Below are 19,343 nucleotides of genomic sequence, written 5' to 3'. Positions count from 1 at the left end.
ATTCCTCCTAATTCTGATTAACGACCACACTAAGACGCATAGGCAATATTCAGTGTCACATTTTTTTGCAACAATGAATCTCCTGGTTGGAAATCAAGCGCCTGATCATTGACTTTGACTTCCGCATATTTTGCCATACCAACAGTGATGACAGCCTGCGCAGCATCCGCAGGCAATTCTGTCGTTTGCGATTCTCCCTTTTGCAACGTGTATTGATACGTCAAAGCACCATTGATCTGGACTCCGACCCACACACGCTCTGTACCAGTAAAGGTGATTTTTAGTGGTTTTTCAGCGTGGTCTACTTTCATCGTCGCGGCATTAGCCGTATTGTTTTCCATCGCAAACGCCATTTTTGGTTTTTCTGGCTTCTTCGATGATTCCGTCGTTGGTTTTGGCTGTGACGACGACACTTTTTCTGCGGACGAGGAGGAAACATCTGAACGTTCGACTTGAACGGAACTATTTTCTGGAATGATTGCCGTTTCTTGATGATCCAGCCAAGTCATATAACCGACCACAGAAATGATCGCCACCGCCACCAATCCCAAAATAAGCATTGGCAATGTTGCTCTGAAGCGGGCGCGCGTAGGACTTTCCGCATGTTTATTTTTTCTCAGCCCATCCACCGTCTCCAGTTCAGGATACGTCGGCAACGGTCGATCCTTGCCATCCAGCACATCGATCAAATGATTGCCGTCAAGTTTCACCTCATCAGCATATTGTCGAATAAACGTCCGCAAATAATAGTCACTAGGCAATTCTTGAAAGTCATTCTCTTCAATTGCCAGCAAATAACGCTTTTGGATCTTTGTGCGCTGCTGCAATTCATCTAAACTGATTTTTTTATCGATACGGGCTTTGCGTAGCGTTTCTCCAATATTAATACTAGCCACTTGATTCTCTACTCCTATTTCGTAATTATGGAATAATTTTAGAAAAACTATTTCCGATTCTTAACACGTTTATCCTTCTACTTAAACCCGGCTGAAGCCAAGAGTAGATTGGACATCCTATTGCCATTACAGAACAAGCATCGTTCCGCTTCTTATTCCATCCAGCCGCCAGCAACAGGTAACACAATGCCGGTGGTATAGCTGGCTTCTTTAGAAAACAAGTAGGTACAGGCGGCTGCGATTTCACTTGGGTCGGCGAGTCGTCCTAAAGGGATCTCAGACGTTAATTCTGCGATTTCCTGCAGGTCCCAATTTTCGTTCATCCTCGTTTGGACAGCCCCGGGAGCAACAACATTCACTGTGATGCCCAGCGTCGCAACTTCCTTCGCATAAGCTTTCGCGAAGGCCTCCTGCGCGCCTTTCACAGCACTATAAACGGTCTCCATACTACTGCCGCGATGGCCGTAAACCGACCCGATAAACACGACACGACCTCTTTTGCTCTTCGCTAATTTCTCCTGTAACCCTTGTAGTAAAAGCAGCGGTGTCTTCAAATGGACTTGCCATAAGGCCTCCATTTGATCTGCTTTTGTCTCTGGCAGCAACTCATAAAAAGTAAAACCAGAAGCAAAAACAATCCCGTCTACTTGGAATAATTGGTCTAGAAAGTTGGGGATTTCCGCTTCCCTCAACATGTCTAAGGATACCATAAAAAAATCTTGCTGAGGATAACGTTTCTGTAAGTCTGAAACGAAATTTAAGACTTTTTCTTTTTGCTGATTAAAGTGGCAATACAGGGACCAGCCTTGCCCCGCTAATTTTTCGCAGACGGCTTGACCAATATCCCCGCTGGCCCCCATCACTAAAGCGTAAGGCATTTTATGCCTCCTTCTCCATATAAAAGCGTGTGAAGGCCTCTTCCTTGATAAAGAATCTTCCGGCCTCAAGCACATCGGTCAATTCAATCTCTTGAATAATTTCCGGCATGTCGAATAACGTCCATTCGCCAAACAACGACTGTGTGAATTGGTTGGCTACATACTCCAATGAGTTTAACGATTGGAAATATTTACCCAGCATTTTTTTCTTCAGCAGCGTCAGGTTCTCTTCACTCACTTCCGGATCACTGTCGAAATGCAGCAAGATCTCTGTCAATCGATCGGCCAACGTTTCTGGCTCTTCACTATCGCCGCCGAAATCAGCAAAATAGAAACTGCGATCCAATGAAAATTCATAACCGAAGCTATCATCCAATAGCCCTTCATTGTACAGCCGCAAATAATTTTGCGAGGTCGCCCCGACCAGCATTTGAAACAGCAGTTCTGCTGAAACCTTGAAAATCAATCGCTCTTTATCGTCCTCCGGCAATTCGGAAAGACCTTTGACCCCGACGATCGCCTTTGGTATCATGATAGGCATTTTTTCTTCGCTGTGTTTGATGATCTCCTCTGGTTTTTCTTGTGGGAAACGACGTTGGATCGGTTCCGGTTTGTCGAACGTCTTCGCCGCTTGATTCTCCCGAATGACAGTCATCAACGCTTCCGGCTCCAAATTTCCGACAACGAACAATGTCATGTTGCTTGGATGATAAAAGGTATTGTAGCAAGTATACAAATCTTCCGCTGTGATCTCTGCGATCGAATCGATCGTACCTGCGATATCAATGTGCAGCGGGTGCTTTGGATACATATTCTTCAAAATAGCGAAAAACTGCTGCCAGCTAGGATCATCTTGATACATTTGGATTTCCTGTCCAATGATGCCTTGTTCTTTTTGCACAGACTCCTCCGTGAAATATGGTGCTTGAACAAAATCCAGCAACGTCCTTAAATTCAATTCCAATTGATCCGTTGTTGAAAACAGGTAGCTGGTACGCGTGAAGCTGGTAAACGCATTTGCGGATGCGCCCTGTTCGCCAAATTTTTGGAAAACGTCGCCGTCTTCTTTTTCAAACATTTTGTGCTCTAAAAAGTGCGCGATCCCGTCAGGAACCTTGACATAGTCTGTCCCGCCGCGGGGAATAAATTCATTGTCGATCGACCCATAATTGGTGCTGAATAAGCCGTACGTTTTGTGGTAGCCTGCTTTCGGCAACAAATAAACGGTCAACCCATTCGGCAACACTTCTTTATACAGTGTTTCATTGATTTTTTGATAGGTTAATTTATCCATTCTGCTGTCCTCCATCTAAAAAGAAGATGGCTTGCAGACGAATATTCTTCGCGACTTTTTGGACATCTTCCGGTGTCACCGCGGTCAAACGCCCTAACCATTCTTCGTCTGTTAGTTTACTTTTCGGCAGCCATTGCGCCAAGTAAGTTGTCTCGATCGTATGCTGCATACTGTCTAATCCTAATAAATAGTGATTTTTCAGCATGGCTTTTGTTTGTTGGAAGGCCAAATCTGTAAAGTTCCCCGCTTGCAATTCAAGCAGCTGCTCATTGATCAAACGCAACACCTTGTCACGGTCGTTGCTGTTGATTCCCGTTTGCACCTGTAAATAGCCGCGGAAGGTATCAAAGGAGCTTGAGGCATAGTACGCCAAGCTGGCCTTCTCCCGTACATTCATAAACAGCTTCGAATGAGGGAATCCGCCAAAAAGACCATTGAAGACTAGCAGCGCAAACCGATCCGTATCTTCGTAATAGACATCTGTTCCATACGCCAGATTTAATTTGCCTTGTGTGACCGTTTCTTGCATTTGCTGCTCGCGAATCACATTGTCGTTGTTCTGGTAGTAATAGATAGCCGGTGACGTTTCGTCCCGATCCGTAAATGGCAGTTGTTGGAACAATGCAGCCATCTCCGCCTCGTCCACATCGCCGATCACAAATAGATCCACTTGATCTTGGGTGATCATCTCATGGTAATAGGCAGCCAAACTGGCACTCGTCTCTTTTTGAAGGTCCGCTACCGTGCCAAAGCTTGGCAATTTTTGGGCCTCGTCAGTAAAATAGGTTTCTTTGATCTTCAAAGAAGCCATCGTTTGTTTATCTTCATGCAGACTCTCAATGTAGCTTTGCAGATTTTCTTTTTCTAATTGAAAGGTTTGCTCGTCAAATTTGCCTTCACGAATATTAGGATAGAATAGGACCTCACGCAGAAAATCCATGGCTTCTGGCAAGAGACTCGGATCGTCTACATAGTTGCCATTGACCGTACCTAAACCAACATCTAGCCAGTGCAGATTGCCCTTGCGTCCGACACTCAAGCCGAAACTCGCCCCATAAAGTGCCGCCAACTGCCCGCTTAATTTCGTTTGATCAGCATAACGTAAAGAATTGGTTTCCAATAAGTTTGCCAAAAGTGCGCGCTTCGTCATGATTTCTTTCGTTAACCGAGTAGTAAATCGTCCATACAGTTGGACCGTCTTATATTTTTTTGTTGAGAGAACATGCAAACGCACGCCTTTTTTAAGTTCAATCATTCTAAAGCTCCTTTTCCATCGTAATCAACGGGCGCTTCCAAGAACGCCGCGTTTTATTTTCAAGCTAAATAGACCTCGCCTGCCCGCTGAAATCAGCAGATCAAGCGTCAGAATAGATAGACTGATTTTGTCTTATCACTAAGGCTAATTATAGCACAGGCGTGGTCTAAGAACTGAAATCAGCATTGACGGATAGTTTCTTTTATTTCAAATTTTTTTCTTCTTTCGTTATACTAAATGAAGCATGAGAATACCCGCCAGCGTTTCATCAGTCTTCGGTGCTGCTCGTTGCTTTCACGTCTAGCCATAGGGTCAGACAAGCAGCCATTTTTTTAGATTTGTGCTACCGCATTCATTTTTTTGACGAGTGAAAGGATGAGTTGTTGTTGGAGGTATTCCCGTGAAAGGGATTCTTTTGGATCACTAAGAGGAGAGGAGTGACATCATGATTAAAGAATTTAAAGAGTTCTTGATGCGAGGAAATGTTTTAGATCTTGCGGTTGGTGTAGTTATTGGTACGGCGTTTACTGCTATCGTGACGAATGTCGTAAATGGGTTGATTACTCCGCTAGTCGGATTGATCGTTTCCTTATTTACTAACGGAAAAGATTTAAATGAGGCAATGTCTGTTTTAGACTGGAAACCTGTCAAAGGAGTAGTCTTTGCATTTGGCGATGTTGTCAGTGCATTGATTACCTTTGTGATCACTGGTTTCGTTTTGTTCTTAATTGTTAAAGCTGCCAATAAAGCCAAAGATACCGCAAGCAAAGAAGATGCGGAAGCGGTGGTACCGGAAGTACAGATTCCAACAGCGGAAGATTACTTAGCGGATATCCGTGATCTTTTAGTTGAACAAAACAAAGCCGCACAAAATACCGAAATCCCTAAAGATAAATAAAAACCATGGAGCAAAGGCTCCATGGTTTTTAAATTGCTTCTGTTAGAAATTCGATTTCTACTGTGCGAGTCAATACATCGGAATAGCTGTATGAAACACGTTCGAAAGAATTCTCTTCTGGGTCCAAATCAACGACGAATACGGAAGGGTATGTCTCAGTTAAGATCCCTTTACGCTGTGTTTGACGCTTGCGTCCTGTTTGAGCGACGAGCATGATTGGAGCACCAATACGATCTTCCAAGTTTTTCTTGATAGACGCTAAAGTTGTTGGCATACAGTTCACCTCAACATACATTATAGCACAAATTCAAAACTTTTCAATGTTATCATAAGATAAAAAAATTTGCAACTTTTCCTTCGATGAATCTCTTGGATGTCCCTTGCTCATTCCTCTTCTTCATACAGCTTCTCTTTTATTTTCTTTTTCGCACGACAGAGCGCATTGTTGATTTTCTTCACCGATCGATTCAGACGCTGCGCAATCACTTCCGGCTCTTCCCCTCTTAAATAGCAAAGCAAGACATGGTTTTCTAAAGGAGAGAACCAGATTTTCCCGGACAATAATACGTCACTGATGCAGACATTTTCCTCCATGCAATCATGGTACTTGAAATACGTGTTGTAACGCTCGCCGCTCACTTTTTCGATCGATACCGCCTGCTGATGGATCAAGCGCTTTTTCGCTTGCTGACGGCGTATAAGGGAACGAACACGGTTCTCAAAAATCATCTTATAGTAGAGTCCAAATGTCGTTCCGTAGCCTTTTTTGTAACTGCGCAGCGCATCATTTAGCGCGATCCGCCCTTCTTGCAGCCAATCATCAGAATCGAATCCCTTGATCAAATAACGTGACTGCATTTTATACACAATCGGCAAATATTGAATAAATGTTTCCTCAAAAGCCTGTACTTCCATTTTTCCCTCTCCTTTCTGATATGTAAGAGCATACACATTAAAAAGGGGAGATTGGAGAGTAAATGGGCAATTTATTTTTTATTGCTCAATTCGTCCAATTTGTGGGACAATTTTTGCAATTGTTCATTATTCCACGGAGAATTTCGGCGAAAATTTTTAAAATGCGTATCTTTTGTGTCCCCAGTAATCAGGTCCTCTGTCTGTTGGACCGTCTTGTACAGTTCACGCGCAGAGGTACGCAGCGCCCCTTGAGAAAAAATGGTCCATTGCTCGGCAAGGTCACTCGTCGCTACCGTCACTTGGGTCAGTCGATCGTTTAATTCCCCCGCGATACGTTCAATGTAGCTGTCGGCTGTCTCGTCCTCTTTTGTAAAGACGACCGTCAGTTGGTATTTCTTATAGCTTTGCGTAACCCCAGGAACAAATTGCGCATCAAACACCACGATTGTTTCTAATCCTTGGTATTTCGCGAAATTTGATAATCGAAAAAGCAAGGCTTCCCGTGCTTCTTCTAAACGGTCTTGATTTTTCAATGCGGTCAGCTCTGGCCAGGCACCGATCATGTTGTAGCCGTCAACGATCAACAATTGTTTTTTCATTGCGTACCACTTCGCTTCCGAAAGACTTCGTACATCAAAAGACCTGCCGCCACACCCGCATTCAAGCTTTGAACGTGACCGGTCATGGGAATCGTTAGCATCTCATCGACGTCTTTTTTCAATCCCGCGCTCATGCCTTTGCCTTCATTTCCGATGATCAGAGCGATAGGCCCCGTCACTTTCCATTGACGATAATCCGTGCCGTCCATATCCGTCCCGAAGACCCAATAGCCCGCTTCTTTTAACTGCTTGATACTCTGAGCTAAATTGGTCACCCGCGCGATCGGTACGTACTCTACGGCCCCGGTGGACGCCTTCGTTACAACAGGCGTGATCCCTACTGAGCGGTGCTTCGGAATGATCACTCCAGAAACCCCGCTGGCATCTGCTGTACGTAAAATCGATCCGAAATTATGCGGGTCTTCTAAACTGTCTAAAATCAGCAAGAAGGGCGCTTCTTCCGTCGCCGTCTTCACCATCAAATCCTCCAGCGTCAAGTATTCATAGGGCGTGATCCCTAGAACGATCCCTTGATGCACACCGCCGTCGCTTAATGTATCTAATTTTTGTTTTGGTACCCATTTGACGGGCACTGCTTGCTCTTTCGCGAGACTCTTTAATTGGTCGATCTTATCTCCATGAGCATCTTCTTGCATGAATAACTTGTTTCCTCGACCCGCTTGTAACGCTTCGACACTGGCATGATGCCCAAAAACAAAATTATTTTCTTCTACTTCGGCGAGTTCTGCCGGTTCTCTGCGCCGATCGTTTGGCCGGTCATTTTTTCGCTGATTGCGACGGTCATTTCCTCGTCGTTGTTTTTTATCCTTCATTTGCTTCGCCCGCTTTCTCTAAACACCACGCGATCAGTTCTTCCAATCGCTCGTTTCGTTCCAATAAATGCAGATAACCCATCAATGCTTCAAATCCAGTAGACATGCGGTACGTCATAATATCCGTATTCTTAGCGGAGGTATAACTTTTCGCATTGCGTCCACGGCGATAGATTCCCTGTTCTTCTTCTGTCAGCATACCATCATCCATCATTTTTTGGATCAGTGTTGCTTGAGCCTTAGCGGAAACATAGTGTGTAGCCATATGGTGCAGCTTATTCGGACGGGTCTGGCCGTTTCGTACCAGAAAGTCCCGTACATACGTTTCATAGATCGCATCGCCAACATAGGCAAGTGCTAGCGCGTTTAACTGTTTATAATCTGTCATTATGCTCGTCTCCAACGGACGCCTTGAGGGGTGTCTTCTAAAATAATTCCTTGTTCCTTCAACTGATCGCGGATCTCATCACTGCGGGCAAAGTTTTTGTCTTTGCGCGCTTGATTGCGTTCTTCGATCAATTGATCCACTTCTTCGTCCAGTAATCCGGCTGTTTGGAATTCGATCCCGAAGACCGCCAGCATTTCCGTGAATTCTTCCAGCGCATTCGTTAATACGGCTAGCGAGACCGTTTCCTGTTCGCTATAATTATTCAACCATTTTGCGGCTTCATAGACGACGGTGATCCCATTTGCGGCGTTGAAGTCATCATCCATCTCTTCAATAAAACGAGCTTTTAATGCAGCCAATTCAGCCAATTTTTCTGGATCATCCGCTAATGCTGCTTCCGCAGTTCCTTGGCGGAAAGTTGCGTTCTCAAAGGCTGTGCGTAATTTTTGTAGATTCGCCTGTGCATCCTTCATCGTTGCTTCGCTGTAGCGGATCGGACGACGGTACTGCGTCGTTGCCATGAAGAAACGCAAAACCTGCGGGTCGATCTCTTTGACTAAATCATGGACTGTTACGAAATTGCCGAGGGACTTGCTCATTTTCGCGTCGTCTTCTCCGATCGTCACATAGCCATTGTGCATCCAGTAATTGGCAAATCGCTGGCCTGTCTTCGCTTCGCTCTGTGCGATCTCGTTTTCATGATGCGGAAATTCCAAGTCTTGACCGCCGCCATGAATATCGATCGTGTTCCCTAAATGCTTCGTAGCCATGACCGAGCATTCAATGTGCCAGCCCGGACGTCCTTCGCCCCATGGCGATTCCCATGAAATCTCCTCCGGCTTCGCACTTTTCCATAGTGCAAAATCCAATGGGTCTTCCTTGATTGCTTGTTCTGCTCCTGTTCGCTGACTCGCTCCGACTTCTAGCTCATCAATCGATTGGTCGCTTAATTCACCATAATGTTCAAATTTGCGTGTACGGTAATAGACATCGCCTTTCGCCTCATAAGCGTATCCTTTTTCCACCAACGCCTCGATGAACGTGATGATATCAGGAATATGATTGATCACTCGCGGATGCAAGGTCGCAGGCTTCACATTCAATGCCGCCGTATCCTCTTCAAACGCCGCGATAAATCGATCCGCAACTTCTGGCGCAGTGATCGCTAATTCTTTCGCTGCTTTGATGATTTTGTCATCGACATCCGTAAAATTCGATACATAATTCACTTCATAGCCGCGGTACTCAAAATAACGTCGGATCACGTCAAATGCAATCGTACTGCGGGCATTGCCGATATGGATATAGTTATATACGGTAGGTCCGCAGACATACATACGGACTTTATTTTCTTCGATTGGTTTAAAAATCTCTTTTTCTCGTGTCATTGTGTTGTGTATTTTAATCATGTTTTACCTTCTCCCCTTTTATTCTAACTACTTTTGCCGGTACCCCTACCGCAGTCGCATCTGCTGGTATGTTATTCAAAACGACAGCACCAGCGCCAATTTTTACCCGTTCACCAATTTCAATCGGTCCCAATATTTGTGCATTCGCCGAGATAAAAGCGCCGCGACGTACCGTCGGATGGCGTTTCCCCGTGTCTTTTCCCGTTCCGCCTAAGGTCACCCCATGAAATAAAACAACGTCCCGCTCAATTTCCGCTGTTTCACCGATCACGACACCCATTCCGTGATCAATAAAAACCCCGGGCGCGATCTTGGCACCTGGATGAATCTCGATCCCTGTCAAAAACCGCCAAAATTGAGAATGCATTCGTGCCAACAAAAACCACTGGTGCCGATAAAGAAAATGTGAGAGCTTATGAAAAAATAACGCATGCACTCCCGGATATGTAAGTACCACTTCTGCACCTGTTCGAACTGCCGGGTCATTTCTTTTTGCTGCCTCGATTGCTTCTTGCCACCATCCCATGTACTTCAACCCCTTTTTTTATTTTTAGTTTCCCAACTCCTAAAACCTTCAACAAAGTTACAATTTGCTACTCACGCTAAAGCGTGAAGAAAAACTGACAGCTAATTCAATCTAATGATCTAACTTTTTCAAAAAACGAAAAAGTTTGTTTCATCTTCATCACGCCTATCATTCTGCTAAACAGCTTGTTCCTCATTTTGATAAGTATCTATAAATTTCCATCAAACCTTATACACTGCAAAAAGCATAACTGACAGCTAATTCTGTTTGAGGCAATCTTTTTTCAAAGAGCGAAAAATGACCTTCCTCTTCATTGCGCATACCATTTTTCTACTCACGCTAAAGCGTGAAGAAAAACTGGCAGCTAATTCAATCTAATGATCCAACTTTTTCAAAAAACGAAAAAGTTTGTTTGATTTTCATCACGCCTATCATTATGCTAAACAGCTTGTTCCTCATTTTGATAAGTATCTATAGATTCCCATCAAACCTTATATACTGCAAAAAGCATAACTGACAAAAAAAGCGTCTTTTGAGTTTCCTCAAAAGACGCTTTTACGTGGTCCCACTTTTGTTTGCAATTTCTGCCTTGAAACAGGTAACGTCTGTGAACCGTCCTTGACTACGTGTCGCCAAGGCCACTCGGAGATGCATTTCGTAAGCGTTGATATGATTGCTTCCACCACCCGCAATCTCTCTGGAACATCTCCGCTTGCTACTTCTTCTCTTCTATGTGTTTACATAACTTGATCTAAATGTGATAAGGCTTTTTCTTTGCCTAATAATTCAACCGTTTCTGGCAATTCTGGTCCATGTGTCACACCGCTGACTGCTACACGGATCGGCATCCAAAGGTTCTTTCCTTTGATGCTTGTTTCTTTTTGTACTGCTTTGATCGCTGCTAAGACGCTGGCAGCATCGACTGTATCCATCGCTTCTAATTGCGCCTTGAATGCCGCTAATACTGTCGGAACACCTTCACCGGCTAAGACTTCTTTTGCGGCTTCATCCAACTCTAGATGGTCTTGGAAGAAAAGACTGGATACTTCCGTAATTTCTGCAGCGTAGCTCATTTGTGGTTGGTATAGGCTAACAACGCGTTTTACCCATTCTTTGTGTTCAGGTGTTGGATTTTCTTCGACTTTACCAGCCTTGATCAAATAAGGCAAGCATAGTTCAGCGAAGGTATCCAAATCCATCGCTTTAATATAATGGTTATTGACCCATTCGAGTTTCTTCGGATCAAATGCTGCTGGTGATTTGCTCAAACGATCGGTATCAAAAATCTTGATCAGTTCTTCTTGCGAGAAGATTTCGTCTTCGCCTACCGGTGACCAGCCCAATAATGTAATAAAGTTGAACATCGCTTCTGGCAAGTAGCCCAATTCGCGGTATTGTTCGATAAACTGCAAAATGCTTTCATCGCGTTTGCTTAATTTTTTACCTGTTTCACTATTGATGATCAGAGTCATATGACCAAACGTTGGACGCGGCCATCCGAAAGCATCATAGATCATCAATTGTTTTGGTGTATTAGCGATATGGTCATCCCCACGTAAAACATGAGTGATCTTCATCAAATGATCGTCCACTGCTACCGCAAAATTATACGTTGGCATGCCGTCACGTTTTTGAATGATGAAGTCGCCGCCGACGTTATCAGACTCAAAACTGATCTCGCCTTTGACCATGTCATCAAATGCAAAGCTCGTGTTGCGAGGAACACGGAAACGAATCACAGGTTCTAACCCTTGTGCTTCCTTCTCCGCTTGTTCTTCAGGAGTCAGATTGGCACATTTGCCTGAGTAATGAGGCATCTCGCCACGGGCACGCTGCGCTTCACGCTCTTCCTCCAGCTCTTCTGATGTACAGTAGCATTTATACGCTAAATTGCTGGCAAGTAATTGGTCGATCAAGGGTTGATAAATTTCACGACGCTCAGATTGACGGTAAGGACCATATTCTCCAGGATTCGCTGGTGATTCGTCCCAGTTGATCCCTAACCAAGCCAAATTCTCTAACTGACTTTTCTCGCCATCCTCGATGTTTCTTTTTAAATCAGTATCCTCGATCCGAATGATGAACTCTCCATCGTTATGACGGGCAAACAGATAGTTGAACAATGCTGTTCGCGCATTTCCAATGTGTAGGTGTCCTGTTGGACTTGGTGCATAGCGCACACGAATTTTTGACATATATTAGTTCCTCTTTCCGCTTATTTAGCAAATTGAAAAGCATTTGCTACTCACTCCAAATTGTACAATCAATCCACTGTTTAGTAAAGCTGGACTGTTATTTCCCTGCCTTGTCATTGGTATAATCCAACTTTTCCTTCGGTGAATCGTCTTTGATGTTGCGGCTGGAATGCGCCGGTTTTGCAAAAATCATTCGACCAGCGGCTGTCTGTAACGCACTCGTTACGACCACTTCGATGTGTTCGTTCATATAATGCTGACCGTCTTCGACAACGACCATCGTTCCATCATCCAAATACGCCACCCCTTGTTGGCGCTCCGTTCCAGCTTTTACCACTAAAACGTTCATGTTCTCGCCTGGGATCACGACTGGCTTGACGGCATTTGCTAAGGCATTGATATTCAAGACCGCCACATTTTGGAACTCAGAAACTTTGTTTAAATTGTAGTCATTTGTAACGATCACGCCATCTAACAGCTTCGCCAATTTGATCAGCTTGCTATCCACTTCGCTGATATCTTCAAAGTCGCCATCGTACATCTCAACTGAGATGCCTTCTTCTTTTTGCAGCGAATTCAAAATATCCAGTCCGCGACGCCCACGCACTCGTTTCAAACTATCTCCAGAATCAGCAATGTATTGCAATTCATACAGCACGAAATTCGGAATCATCAAAACGCCTTCCAAAAATCCTGTCTTCGCGATGTCATAGATCCGCCCGTCAATGATCACGCTCGTATCTAAGATCTTATATTTATGGAAATGATCGTCGGCCTTGCGTTCAAGCACTTCGCCTTCATTCGACTCTGCTTTTTTGCTTCTGCCGCCGAAAAATTTCTTCAACTCATCGATCCGCGTCGTTCCCATTCGGAACCCTAGGTATCCTAATAGAAGCATGATCAAGATCGGTAAGGCGCTGTTGATAAACGGAATCGGGATTTGATACAGGGGTGTTGTCCCGATCAATCCCAGCGTCAGTCCTAAGATCGCACCGACCACTCCGAATAAGATATACGTCAAACTCAATTCATTTAATTGTTTCTCGATTTTTTTTACACCAACTGTGATTGGTTCTACGATCGCCAAAGAAATAATATAAAAAATAATTGCACCGATTAGGCCATTCGTAAATGAATTATTCAACCACATGTTGTCTTGATAACCGATCGCCAGCCATGCCACAGGTAAAAATGTGATCCCTAAGCTGATCCCGATCAACGCGATGATTATTGTTAACACACGTTTTTGCATGCCATCCCTCCTAAATTCTATTCCTTGTATTTGTAAAACTTTTAGTTAAAGGGCGTGCCGGAATGGTTGCCGGCACTGCCGCTTATTAACGGAATACTTTTCTTAATGTTTCTCCTAGCGTCGCCACTGGAATCAATTCGATCCCTTTCGGCGGCTTCCAATCGCCCATATTATTTTTAGGCAGATAGATTTTTTTGAATCCTAATTTGCCGGCTTCTTTTACTCGCTGCTCGATGCTGTTGACCCGACGAATCTCACCAGTCAGACCAATTTCACCGATAAAGCACTCTGTCGCTTCCGTTCCATTTTCTTTGTAGCTGGAAGCAATGGCGATCGCTACCGCCAAATCGATCGCGGGCTCATTTAGTTTTACGCCGCCGGCTGCCTTCAAATAGGCATCCTGATTTTGCAGCAGCAGTCCGGCACGTTTTTCTAAGACAGCCATGATCAACGACACGCGGTTGAAATCCAGCCCCGTCGTCGTTCGCTTGGCATTGCCGAAAACCGTGGGTGTGACTAAGGCCTGCACTTCGACCAAAATGGGCCGGCTGCCTTCCATCGCAACAACGATCGCTGATCCAGTCGCCCCCTCCAAGCGCTCCTCTAAGAACACTTGAGAAGGATTCGCGACTTCTACCAGGCCGCGCTCCCGCATTTCAAAGATCCCGATCTCGTTGGTCGAGCCAAAACGGTTCTTGACTGCTCGCAGGATACGGAAGCTGTGGTGCTTCTCCCCCTCGAAATACAGCACTGTATCTACCATATGCTCCAACATACGCGGACCGGCGATATTTCCTTCTTTTGTAACGTGACCAACGATAAAAATGGCGATCCCGTTCGTTTTCGCCAGCTTCAATAATTCGGCTGTCGTTTCACGAACCTGACTGACCGAGCCTGCCACACTCGTAATGTCCGGTTGGGTCATGGTTTGGATCGAGTCGATGATTACATAGTCAGGCTTCAAATTCTCGATCGTTCGACTGATTTCTCCCATGTCTGTCTCTGCATACAGGTAGAAATCCGTGTCGCTTGACCCTAGACGTTCTGCCCGCAGCTTGATCTGCTGCGCGCTTTCTTCCCCCGAGACGTATAGCACATTGCCCCCCGTCGCCGCTAATTGATGCGAAACTTGCAGCAGCAAGGTCGACTTTCCGATCCCAGGATCTCCGCCGATCAAAACCAAAGACCCCGGAACGACGCCGCCGCCTAAAACCCGATTCAATTCTGCTAATTCTGTTTGAATCCGCGTTTCTTTTTTAAAGACGACATCTTTTAACTTGGTCGGAGTCGCACGTTCTCCCGTTAGACTGACACGATTTCTTCGGTCTTCAGGGTGATTGGGTTCCACTTCCTCCACCATCGTATTCCAATTGCCGCAACTCGGGCACCGACCTAAATATTTAGGCGAAACATACCCACATTCCTGACAGATAAACTGTGTCTTGGATTTTTTTGCCAAAACATTCGCCTCACTCGTTTAATTTATTTATTGTTTTCCTGACGAACCAAATCCGCCTTTACGTTCTGTATCTGCATCATCATTGTCTGCTTTAAGAAACGGCAAGAAAATTCCTTGCCCGATTCGTTCACCTTTTTTGATCGTGATATCCGTCAAGCCGAAGTTTGAAAATTGGAACATGATATGGCCTTCGTTGTCTGGATTATTGTAGTAATCGCTGTCGATCACGCCGATCCCGTTACTTAATGTAATGAATCGTTTCAACGGATTGCTTGAACGATTGGCAAGCTGCAAGTATTCATCTTCTCCCATATATGCCTTGATTCCTGTTGGGACAAGGACGGGTTTCACGATTTTTTCTGATGCTTCTGCACCTTTGGTAAAGTGTGCGATCACTTGCTTCCAAATCGCTGGGATCACGACATCTTCTCCAGCTTCAAAATCATAGCCTGCGGCGTTCTTTGTTGCTCGTTTTGGCAAATGGATCGCCTTATCTTGATACGCTTTAATTACTTCAAAACCACGTTTGCTCATCGTAAACCCCTTTTTTTACTTCCTATTTAAAGAATTTTTCAACTTGGAGATCCGCCGACTCCTGCGTGTCCTCTTGCATCTGCCACTGTCGAAACCGTTCTGGGACAGACAAATTCTTCGATAATACCCGCATGACAGGTCGAATTTCCTTTGTGAAATATATTGCTATTCTACCATAGAGCAGGCGGCTGTTAGAAAATCTTTTGCGAAAACTCTATGGAAATTTAATGATTTTTTCTTGTACTAGATTAATTTTCACTGATCCGCTGATCCAGCGCCGGCAATCGATTGATGTACATCTCGATTCGTTTGGCATACGAGGGATTTTCCTCATAGGTCTTAATTTGCTCCTGCAGCGTCTTGAGGTCATCGGTCACGATCCCGTTGACGTTCAGCGAGACCATTCGATCCATGGCATCAGCGTTATTGACTGTCCACGCATACACTTCCTTATCCTCTTGATGGGCTCGTTGAACAAAATCGCTGGTCAACGTCGTTTCCTCCATCGTATAGGCATTTGCCGGTGTCTGCGGGAAGACTAAATTATAAGGCAAGATATAACTGACATACAACTTTGGTGCCTTGTCCTTCAACGCTTTTACCACATTGTAATCCAAAGAATGGATACGGTGATGATTGGCCAAAATAGTCTGCTGATACTTCTCGATGAAGTGATCCACCATGTCTTCGGAATCATCAGCGTTCGTTTTGATCTCGATCAGCAGCTTTTGATGGTGCTCATTCGCAAAAGCCAAATAATCATCAAAACTTGCCACAGGCGCCACATGACCGTTCTCCACCGCTTGCAGATCTTGCAGCTCGATCAAGGACATTTCATGAGTCGTCCGGTCTCTTCCCGTGAGATTTTTCAGATTTTTATCATGGAACACGACAAATTGACGGTCCTTGGTTTCTTGAATATCCATCTCGATGTAGTCCGGCTTTTCTTTGATCGTAGCCGCCATCGCGGGGATCGTGTTCTGCACGCCATTGCCATTATCGACCCCTCGATGGGAAATGGTAAACGGCGTGGAATCCTCCAGCCCCGTCAAATACATGACATTGCTAAACAGGATCGACCCGCCAAAAAATACACATAGCGCTGCCGCAGCGATTCGCGTCCATAAGCTGGGACGGATCATACGCAATGGACGTTCCCCGCTGATCACCAGCGGAAAGAATTTTTGGACTAGAACACTGAAATACAGTACCGTCGCCCAAGCCAGCATCAATTGACTGAAAAATTGGATGCTCGTTAATGTGACCATTGCCCCGATCGCAGGAATCGGACGCGGAAATAGATCCAGCAGCACTTGCAACACGTAACTTGCCCCGTACCCTACAAAAGAAACAATGGATAAAAAGGTGGTCAAAAGAAAGATACGCCATGCATAGTGCCAAAACCGATGATGCGTCAACTCTAAACTTTTGCGCACGGCCTCTTTAGGAGCGGCGTCCGAGAAGATCATCAGGGGAAGGACAAACAATAACCGAATCCCAATATAGGACACGAGCAACGAAAGAACCATTAATAATAGAAGGAAGGTCAGATGCTCATTCAAATACTCTATTATAAAAACCGGGATCGTTACTTTGCTCAACAACGGAGTACGGAAAATGGCATTGGCAAAGGGAAGGATCAATACAAAATAAAATAGGAAGAAAAAGAATGTTGCCGGACGCAAATGCCGCATATGGTAAAGTGATTGCTTAAAAATCTCCCATAACGAGCGGTCCTCTTTTGTCTGGATGCTTTTGATCCCAAACAACTGGAACGTAAACTGCAAGAAAATCACCGTCAATATGACTGCCAGCAACAATAGCAGAGCAATCAAAACAGCGGGATGCTGGGTGATTATCGTGACAATATTCGTGTTAGAAACATACGGGATCTCTCCCTGTTTCAAAATGAATGCCGTTAGAAACTGAAAAAGCGGGATCGCCAACATCTCTAAAACAATATTCGTCCCAACAATCAAAAGGATATAGCTCCCCCAATGACGCAGAAACTCTCGTGAATAGGTGAAGAAAAAACGCAATGAAGACATCTTATTGACCCTCCCTTAAATAAAGTTATCGTTGTATGCCTATAAGCAGGAAGTAGAACTGGCAAAAAATCGGGCACAGGGTTATGTGTCCGATTGGTTTTGACGTTTGCGATCGTAATCTGGATCGAATTCGTCGGTTTCGATGTAAATATACGCCTTCTTATCCGGCAAGGCTCGGCGAATCACTCGTTCGATTTGATTGACGATATCATAGCTCACGCCTTCGTAGGAATCGGCGATGTCGATCTTGGCGGCGATCATGACTTCTGTTGGACCTAAATGGACCGTTTTGATGTCGATCACTTTTTTTACTTCGTCGCGTTTAAAGGCATCTTGGATTTTCAGCAAGTCATTTTTAGAGACACTTTCTCCTATAATCAAGCTGTAAAACTCCCGAGCTAAAAAGATCGAAGCAAATAGCAGCATCATCCCGATCAGCAGACCGCTCAATGCATCAAACATCGGATTCCCAGTGACCATCGTCAACAGCGTCCCGATTATCGCGATCACCAACCCGATCACGGCACAAAAATCCTCCGTAAAAATAATCAAGATCTCGCTGTGACGGCTTTCATGTAAAAACTTAAATAATGGCAATTTTTCTGTATTTAATTCGTGGATTTCTTTCACCGCCACACGCAGCGAACTGCCTTCGACGAGAATACCGAAAACCAAAATACCTAACACGATCAATGGATTGGCGACTTCGTGACTGGGATGAAACAGCTTCTCCACTGCTTCCCAGATCCCTAATGCACCCCCACCAAAAAATAACATCGTGGCAACGATCGTACTGAAAAAGTATTTGGCACGCCCCTCACCAAACTGGTGCAGCTCACTTTGCCCGCGAGCGGCCCGTCGATCACCAAACAACAGTAAGATTTGATTGCTGCAATCTACCACACTATGAATGCTTTCATTCATCATTGCTGCACTGCCGCTGAGCATGTAGCCGATAAACTTGCTGACCGCCACCAGCACGTTGGCAAATAGCGCCGCCAGGACCGCCATTGATCCTTGCGTTTTTTTCTCTTCCATGTGATTCACTCGCTTCCTAATAGTTCCCATTATAAAGCAGAATCAAAAAATCATGAACGCAAAGCTCTTAGGAACCTTACTTATTGTTTCAGTAGCTGTCGAAAACTTATCCAAGGAGAAAAACTGGCCCGTTTGACCTCTGCAACTGTTCAAAAAAATCTATCCATAACTAGCAGCTACGTTTTAAATTCTGTCATATTCCCGCGGAACCGCAACGGCAAATGATTCAGCTGGGCTCTATAATTTGCCCGCTCCTCAATCGTGACCGCCTGTAAGAATGTCTTCCATTGGTGTTGAATGGCCTGTTCGTCGCCTGCTTCAGAAAATTCTGGACAGGTGGTATTTTCCATGAGGTGGATACTGCCATGATCGATGATCCCTAAAACTTCATGGGTCTCGTCGTAGATCATGATCTTTTCCTGCGGATAACGCTCCGCAAAGTGGGGGCAAAGGTACGGCATCACATAGTGCTTCGGGGCGATTTTACTGAATAGCACCTCACCGACGTATTCAAAGCGAACAAAGCCGGTCAAGGCGTGGTTTTCTCCCAGCAGTGTTCGAATGCTTTTCCGCAACGCCAAGACGGATGGATGCCCCAAATGATTTTCCAATAGGTCTTTGGTTTGCAACGCAATTTCGATGGCATCCAATAAATAACGTTCTTTGCCTTCAAGCGTGGCATAAAACCCATTTTGAATGAACAAAAAATTTTCCGGTCTCACTCGCTGCCGCAAACGACGGTAAATTTTCTCGCCGCGAATCGGATCTGTTTCCACCCATTCCGTTAAAAATAAACTTTCCACCGTAGTTTCCGGCGATAAAATCACTGCCGGAAACTGCTTCTCACGAAAACTACGATCCACGATCGTCATAAATCCAAGGAAGCTGCCATCATATTCCCAATTTTCTGCTGACTCGCGCATGGA

Annotated in this window: 19 protein-coding genes and 1 other annotated feature; of the genes, 1 reads left to right on the top strand and 18 read right to left on the bottom strand. The window is 44.8% G+C overall.

All coding sequences use genetic code 11. The features are described from left to right. Window positions 1–29 precede the first annotated feature (29 nt). The 4 genes from A5868_RS00835 to yfmF all read right to left on the bottom strand — a co-directional run bounded on the left by A5868_RS00835 (window position 30) and on the right by yfmF (window position 4,323). The gene (locus A5868_RS00835) at window positions 30–896 is read right to left on the bottom strand and encodes a RodZ domain-containing protein (protein WP_010782101.1); all 867 of its coding nucleotides are present in this window, start codon (window positions 894–896) and stop codon (window positions 30–32) included. A 152-nt stretch (window positions 897–1,048) separates the two neighbouring features. Further along, window positions 1,049–1,774, bottom strand: coding sequence for an elongation factor P 5-aminopentanone reductase (gene ymfI / locus A5868_RS00830; protein ID WP_086305905.1), 726 nt, complete (start codon window positions 1,772–1,774; stop codon window positions 1,049–1,051). Between the two features lies 1 nt (window position 1,775). Then, complete coding sequence (gene yfmH, locus A5868_RS00825) at window positions 1,776–3,068, bottom strand: EF-P 5-aminopentanol modification-associated protein YfmH (protein WP_086305906.1); 1,293 nt, start codon at window positions 3,066–3,068, stop codon at window positions 1,776–1,778. Then, window positions 3,061–4,323, bottom strand: coding sequence for an EF-P 5-aminopentanol modification-associated protein YfmF (gene yfmF / locus A5868_RS00820; protein ID WP_086305907.1), 1,263 nt, complete (start codon window positions 4,321–4,323; stop codon window positions 3,061–3,063). The genes yfmH and yfmF overlap by 8 nt, the downstream gene beginning before the upstream one ends. A gap of 445 nt (window positions 4,324–4,768) precedes the next feature. Here yfmF and mscL point away from each other — a divergent pair, with 445 nt between their 5' ends. After that, window positions 4,769–5,221 carry a large conductance mechanosensitive channel protein MscL gene (gene mscL / locus A5868_RS00815; protein WP_086305908.1) on the top strand — a complete coding sequence of 151 codons (453 nt, stop codon included), beginning with the start codon at window positions 4,769–4,771 and terminating at the stop codon, window positions 5,219–5,221. Between the two features lie 28 nt (window positions 5,222–5,249). Here the strand turns inward: mscL and A5868_RS00810 are convergent, their stop codons facing one another. From A5868_RS00810 to A5868_RS00745, 14 genes are all read right to left on the bottom strand, one after another. After that, the gene (locus A5868_RS00810) at window positions 5,250–5,495 is read right to left on the bottom strand and encodes a Veg family protein (protein ID WP_010782106.1); all 246 of its coding nucleotides are present in this window, start codon (window positions 5,493–5,495) and stop codon (window positions 5,250–5,252) included. A gap of 110 nt (window positions 5,496–5,605) precedes the next feature. Continuing rightward, window positions 5,606–6,136, bottom strand: a complete 531-nt coding sequence (locus tag A5868_RS00805; RefSeq protein ID WP_086305909.1) for a sigma-70 family RNA polymerase sigma factor — start codon at window positions 6,134–6,136, stop codon at window positions 5,606–5,608. A gap of 71 nt (window positions 6,137–6,207) precedes the next feature. Next, on the bottom strand, window positions 6,208–6,735 hold the full coding sequence (locus tag A5868_RS00800; protein WP_010782108.1) for an NYN domain-containing protein: 528 nt from the start codon (window positions 6,733–6,735) through the stop codon (window positions 6,208–6,210). Then, window positions 6,732–7,568 (bottom strand): 23S rRNA (guanosine(2251)-2'-O)-methyltransferase RlmB, encoded by an 837-nt coding sequence (gene rlmB, locus A5868_RS00795; RefSeq protein ID WP_086305910.1) that lies wholly within the window; start codon window positions 7,566–7,568, stop codon window positions 6,732–6,734. The genes A5868_RS00800 and rlmB overlap by 4 nt, the downstream gene beginning before the upstream one ends. Further along, a complete protein-coding gene (locus A5868_RS00790) occupies window positions 7,558–7,956 on the bottom strand; it encodes a Mini-ribonuclease 3 (protein WP_010782110.1) in 399 nt (132 codons plus the stop codon). Before A5868_RS00790 ends, rlmB begins: the two co-directional genes overlap by 11 nt. Continuing rightward, window positions 7,956–9,365 carry a cysteine--tRNA ligase gene (gene cysS, locus A5868_RS00785; protein ID WP_086305911.1) on the bottom strand — a complete coding sequence of 470 codons (1,410 nt, stop codon included), beginning with the start codon at window positions 9,363–9,365 and terminating at the stop codon, window positions 7,956–7,958. Before cysS ends, A5868_RS00790 begins: the two co-directional genes overlap by 1 nt. Next, window positions 9,358–9,891, bottom strand: a complete 534-nt coding sequence (gene epsC, locus A5868_RS00780) for a serine O-acetyltransferase EpsC (RefSeq protein ID WP_010782112.1) — start codon at window positions 9,889–9,891, stop codon at window positions 9,358–9,360. The genes cysS and epsC overlap by 8 nt, the downstream gene beginning before the upstream one ends. Window positions 9,892–10,433: 542 nt before the next feature. Further along, window positions 10,434–10,632, bottom strand: a binding site (T-box leader). Further along, complete coding sequence (gene gltX, locus A5868_RS00775) at window positions 10,629–12,086, bottom strand: glutamate--tRNA ligase (protein WP_086305912.1); 1,458 nt, start codon at window positions 12,084–12,086, stop codon at window positions 10,629–10,631. Its footprint overlaps the feature before it by 4 nt. A 97-nt stretch (window positions 12,087–12,183) precedes the next feature. Next, window positions 12,184–13,338, bottom strand: a complete 1,155-nt coding sequence (locus tag A5868_RS00770) for a PIN/TRAM domain-containing protein (protein WP_010782114.1) — start codon at window positions 13,336–13,338, stop codon at window positions 12,184–12,186. Between the two features lie 85 nt (window positions 13,339–13,423). Then, window positions 13,424–14,797: a DNA repair protein RadA gene (gene radA / locus A5868_RS00765; protein ID WP_010782115.1), complete on the bottom strand. Its 1,374-nt coding sequence runs from the start codon at window positions 14,795–14,797 to the stop codon at window positions 13,424–13,426. Window positions 14,798–14,824: 27 nt separating this feature from the next. Continuing rightward, a complete protein-coding gene (locus A5868_RS00760) occupies window positions 14,825–15,331 on the bottom strand; it encodes a dUTP diphosphatase (protein WP_010782116.1) in 507 nt (168 codons plus the stop codon). A 248-nt stretch (window positions 15,332–15,579) separates the two neighbouring features. Continuing rightward, window positions 15,580–17,379 carry a glycerophosphoryl diester phosphodiesterase membrane domain-containing protein gene (locus A5868_RS00755; RefSeq protein ID WP_086305913.1) on the bottom strand — a complete coding sequence of 600 codons (1,800 nt, stop codon included), beginning with the start codon at window positions 17,377–17,379 and terminating at the stop codon, window positions 15,580–15,582. An 81-nt stretch (window positions 17,380–17,460) separates the two neighbouring features. Then, window positions 17,461–18,417, bottom strand: a complete 957-nt coding sequence (locus A5868_RS00750; RefSeq protein ID WP_010782118.1) for a cation diffusion facilitator family transporter — start codon at window positions 18,415–18,417, stop codon at window positions 17,461–17,463. 176 nt (window positions 18,418–18,593) lie between these two features. After that, the gene (locus tag A5868_RS00745; protein ID WP_086305914.1) at window positions 18,594–19,340 is read right to left on the bottom strand and encodes a TIGR03915 family putative DNA repair protein; all 747 of its coding nucleotides are present in this window, start codon (window positions 19,338–19,340) and stop codon (window positions 18,594–18,596) included. Between the last annotated feature and the right edge of the window lie 3 nt (window positions 19,341–19,343).

Origin of the sequence: Enterococcus sp. 12F9_DIV0723 (assembly GCF_002174375.1) — a bacterium.
Classification (GTDB): Bacteria; Bacillota; Bacilli; order Lactobacillales; family Enterococcaceae; genus Enterococcus_A; species Enterococcus_A gilvus.
This window is presented reverse-complemented; position numbering and strand designations above follow the sequence as displayed.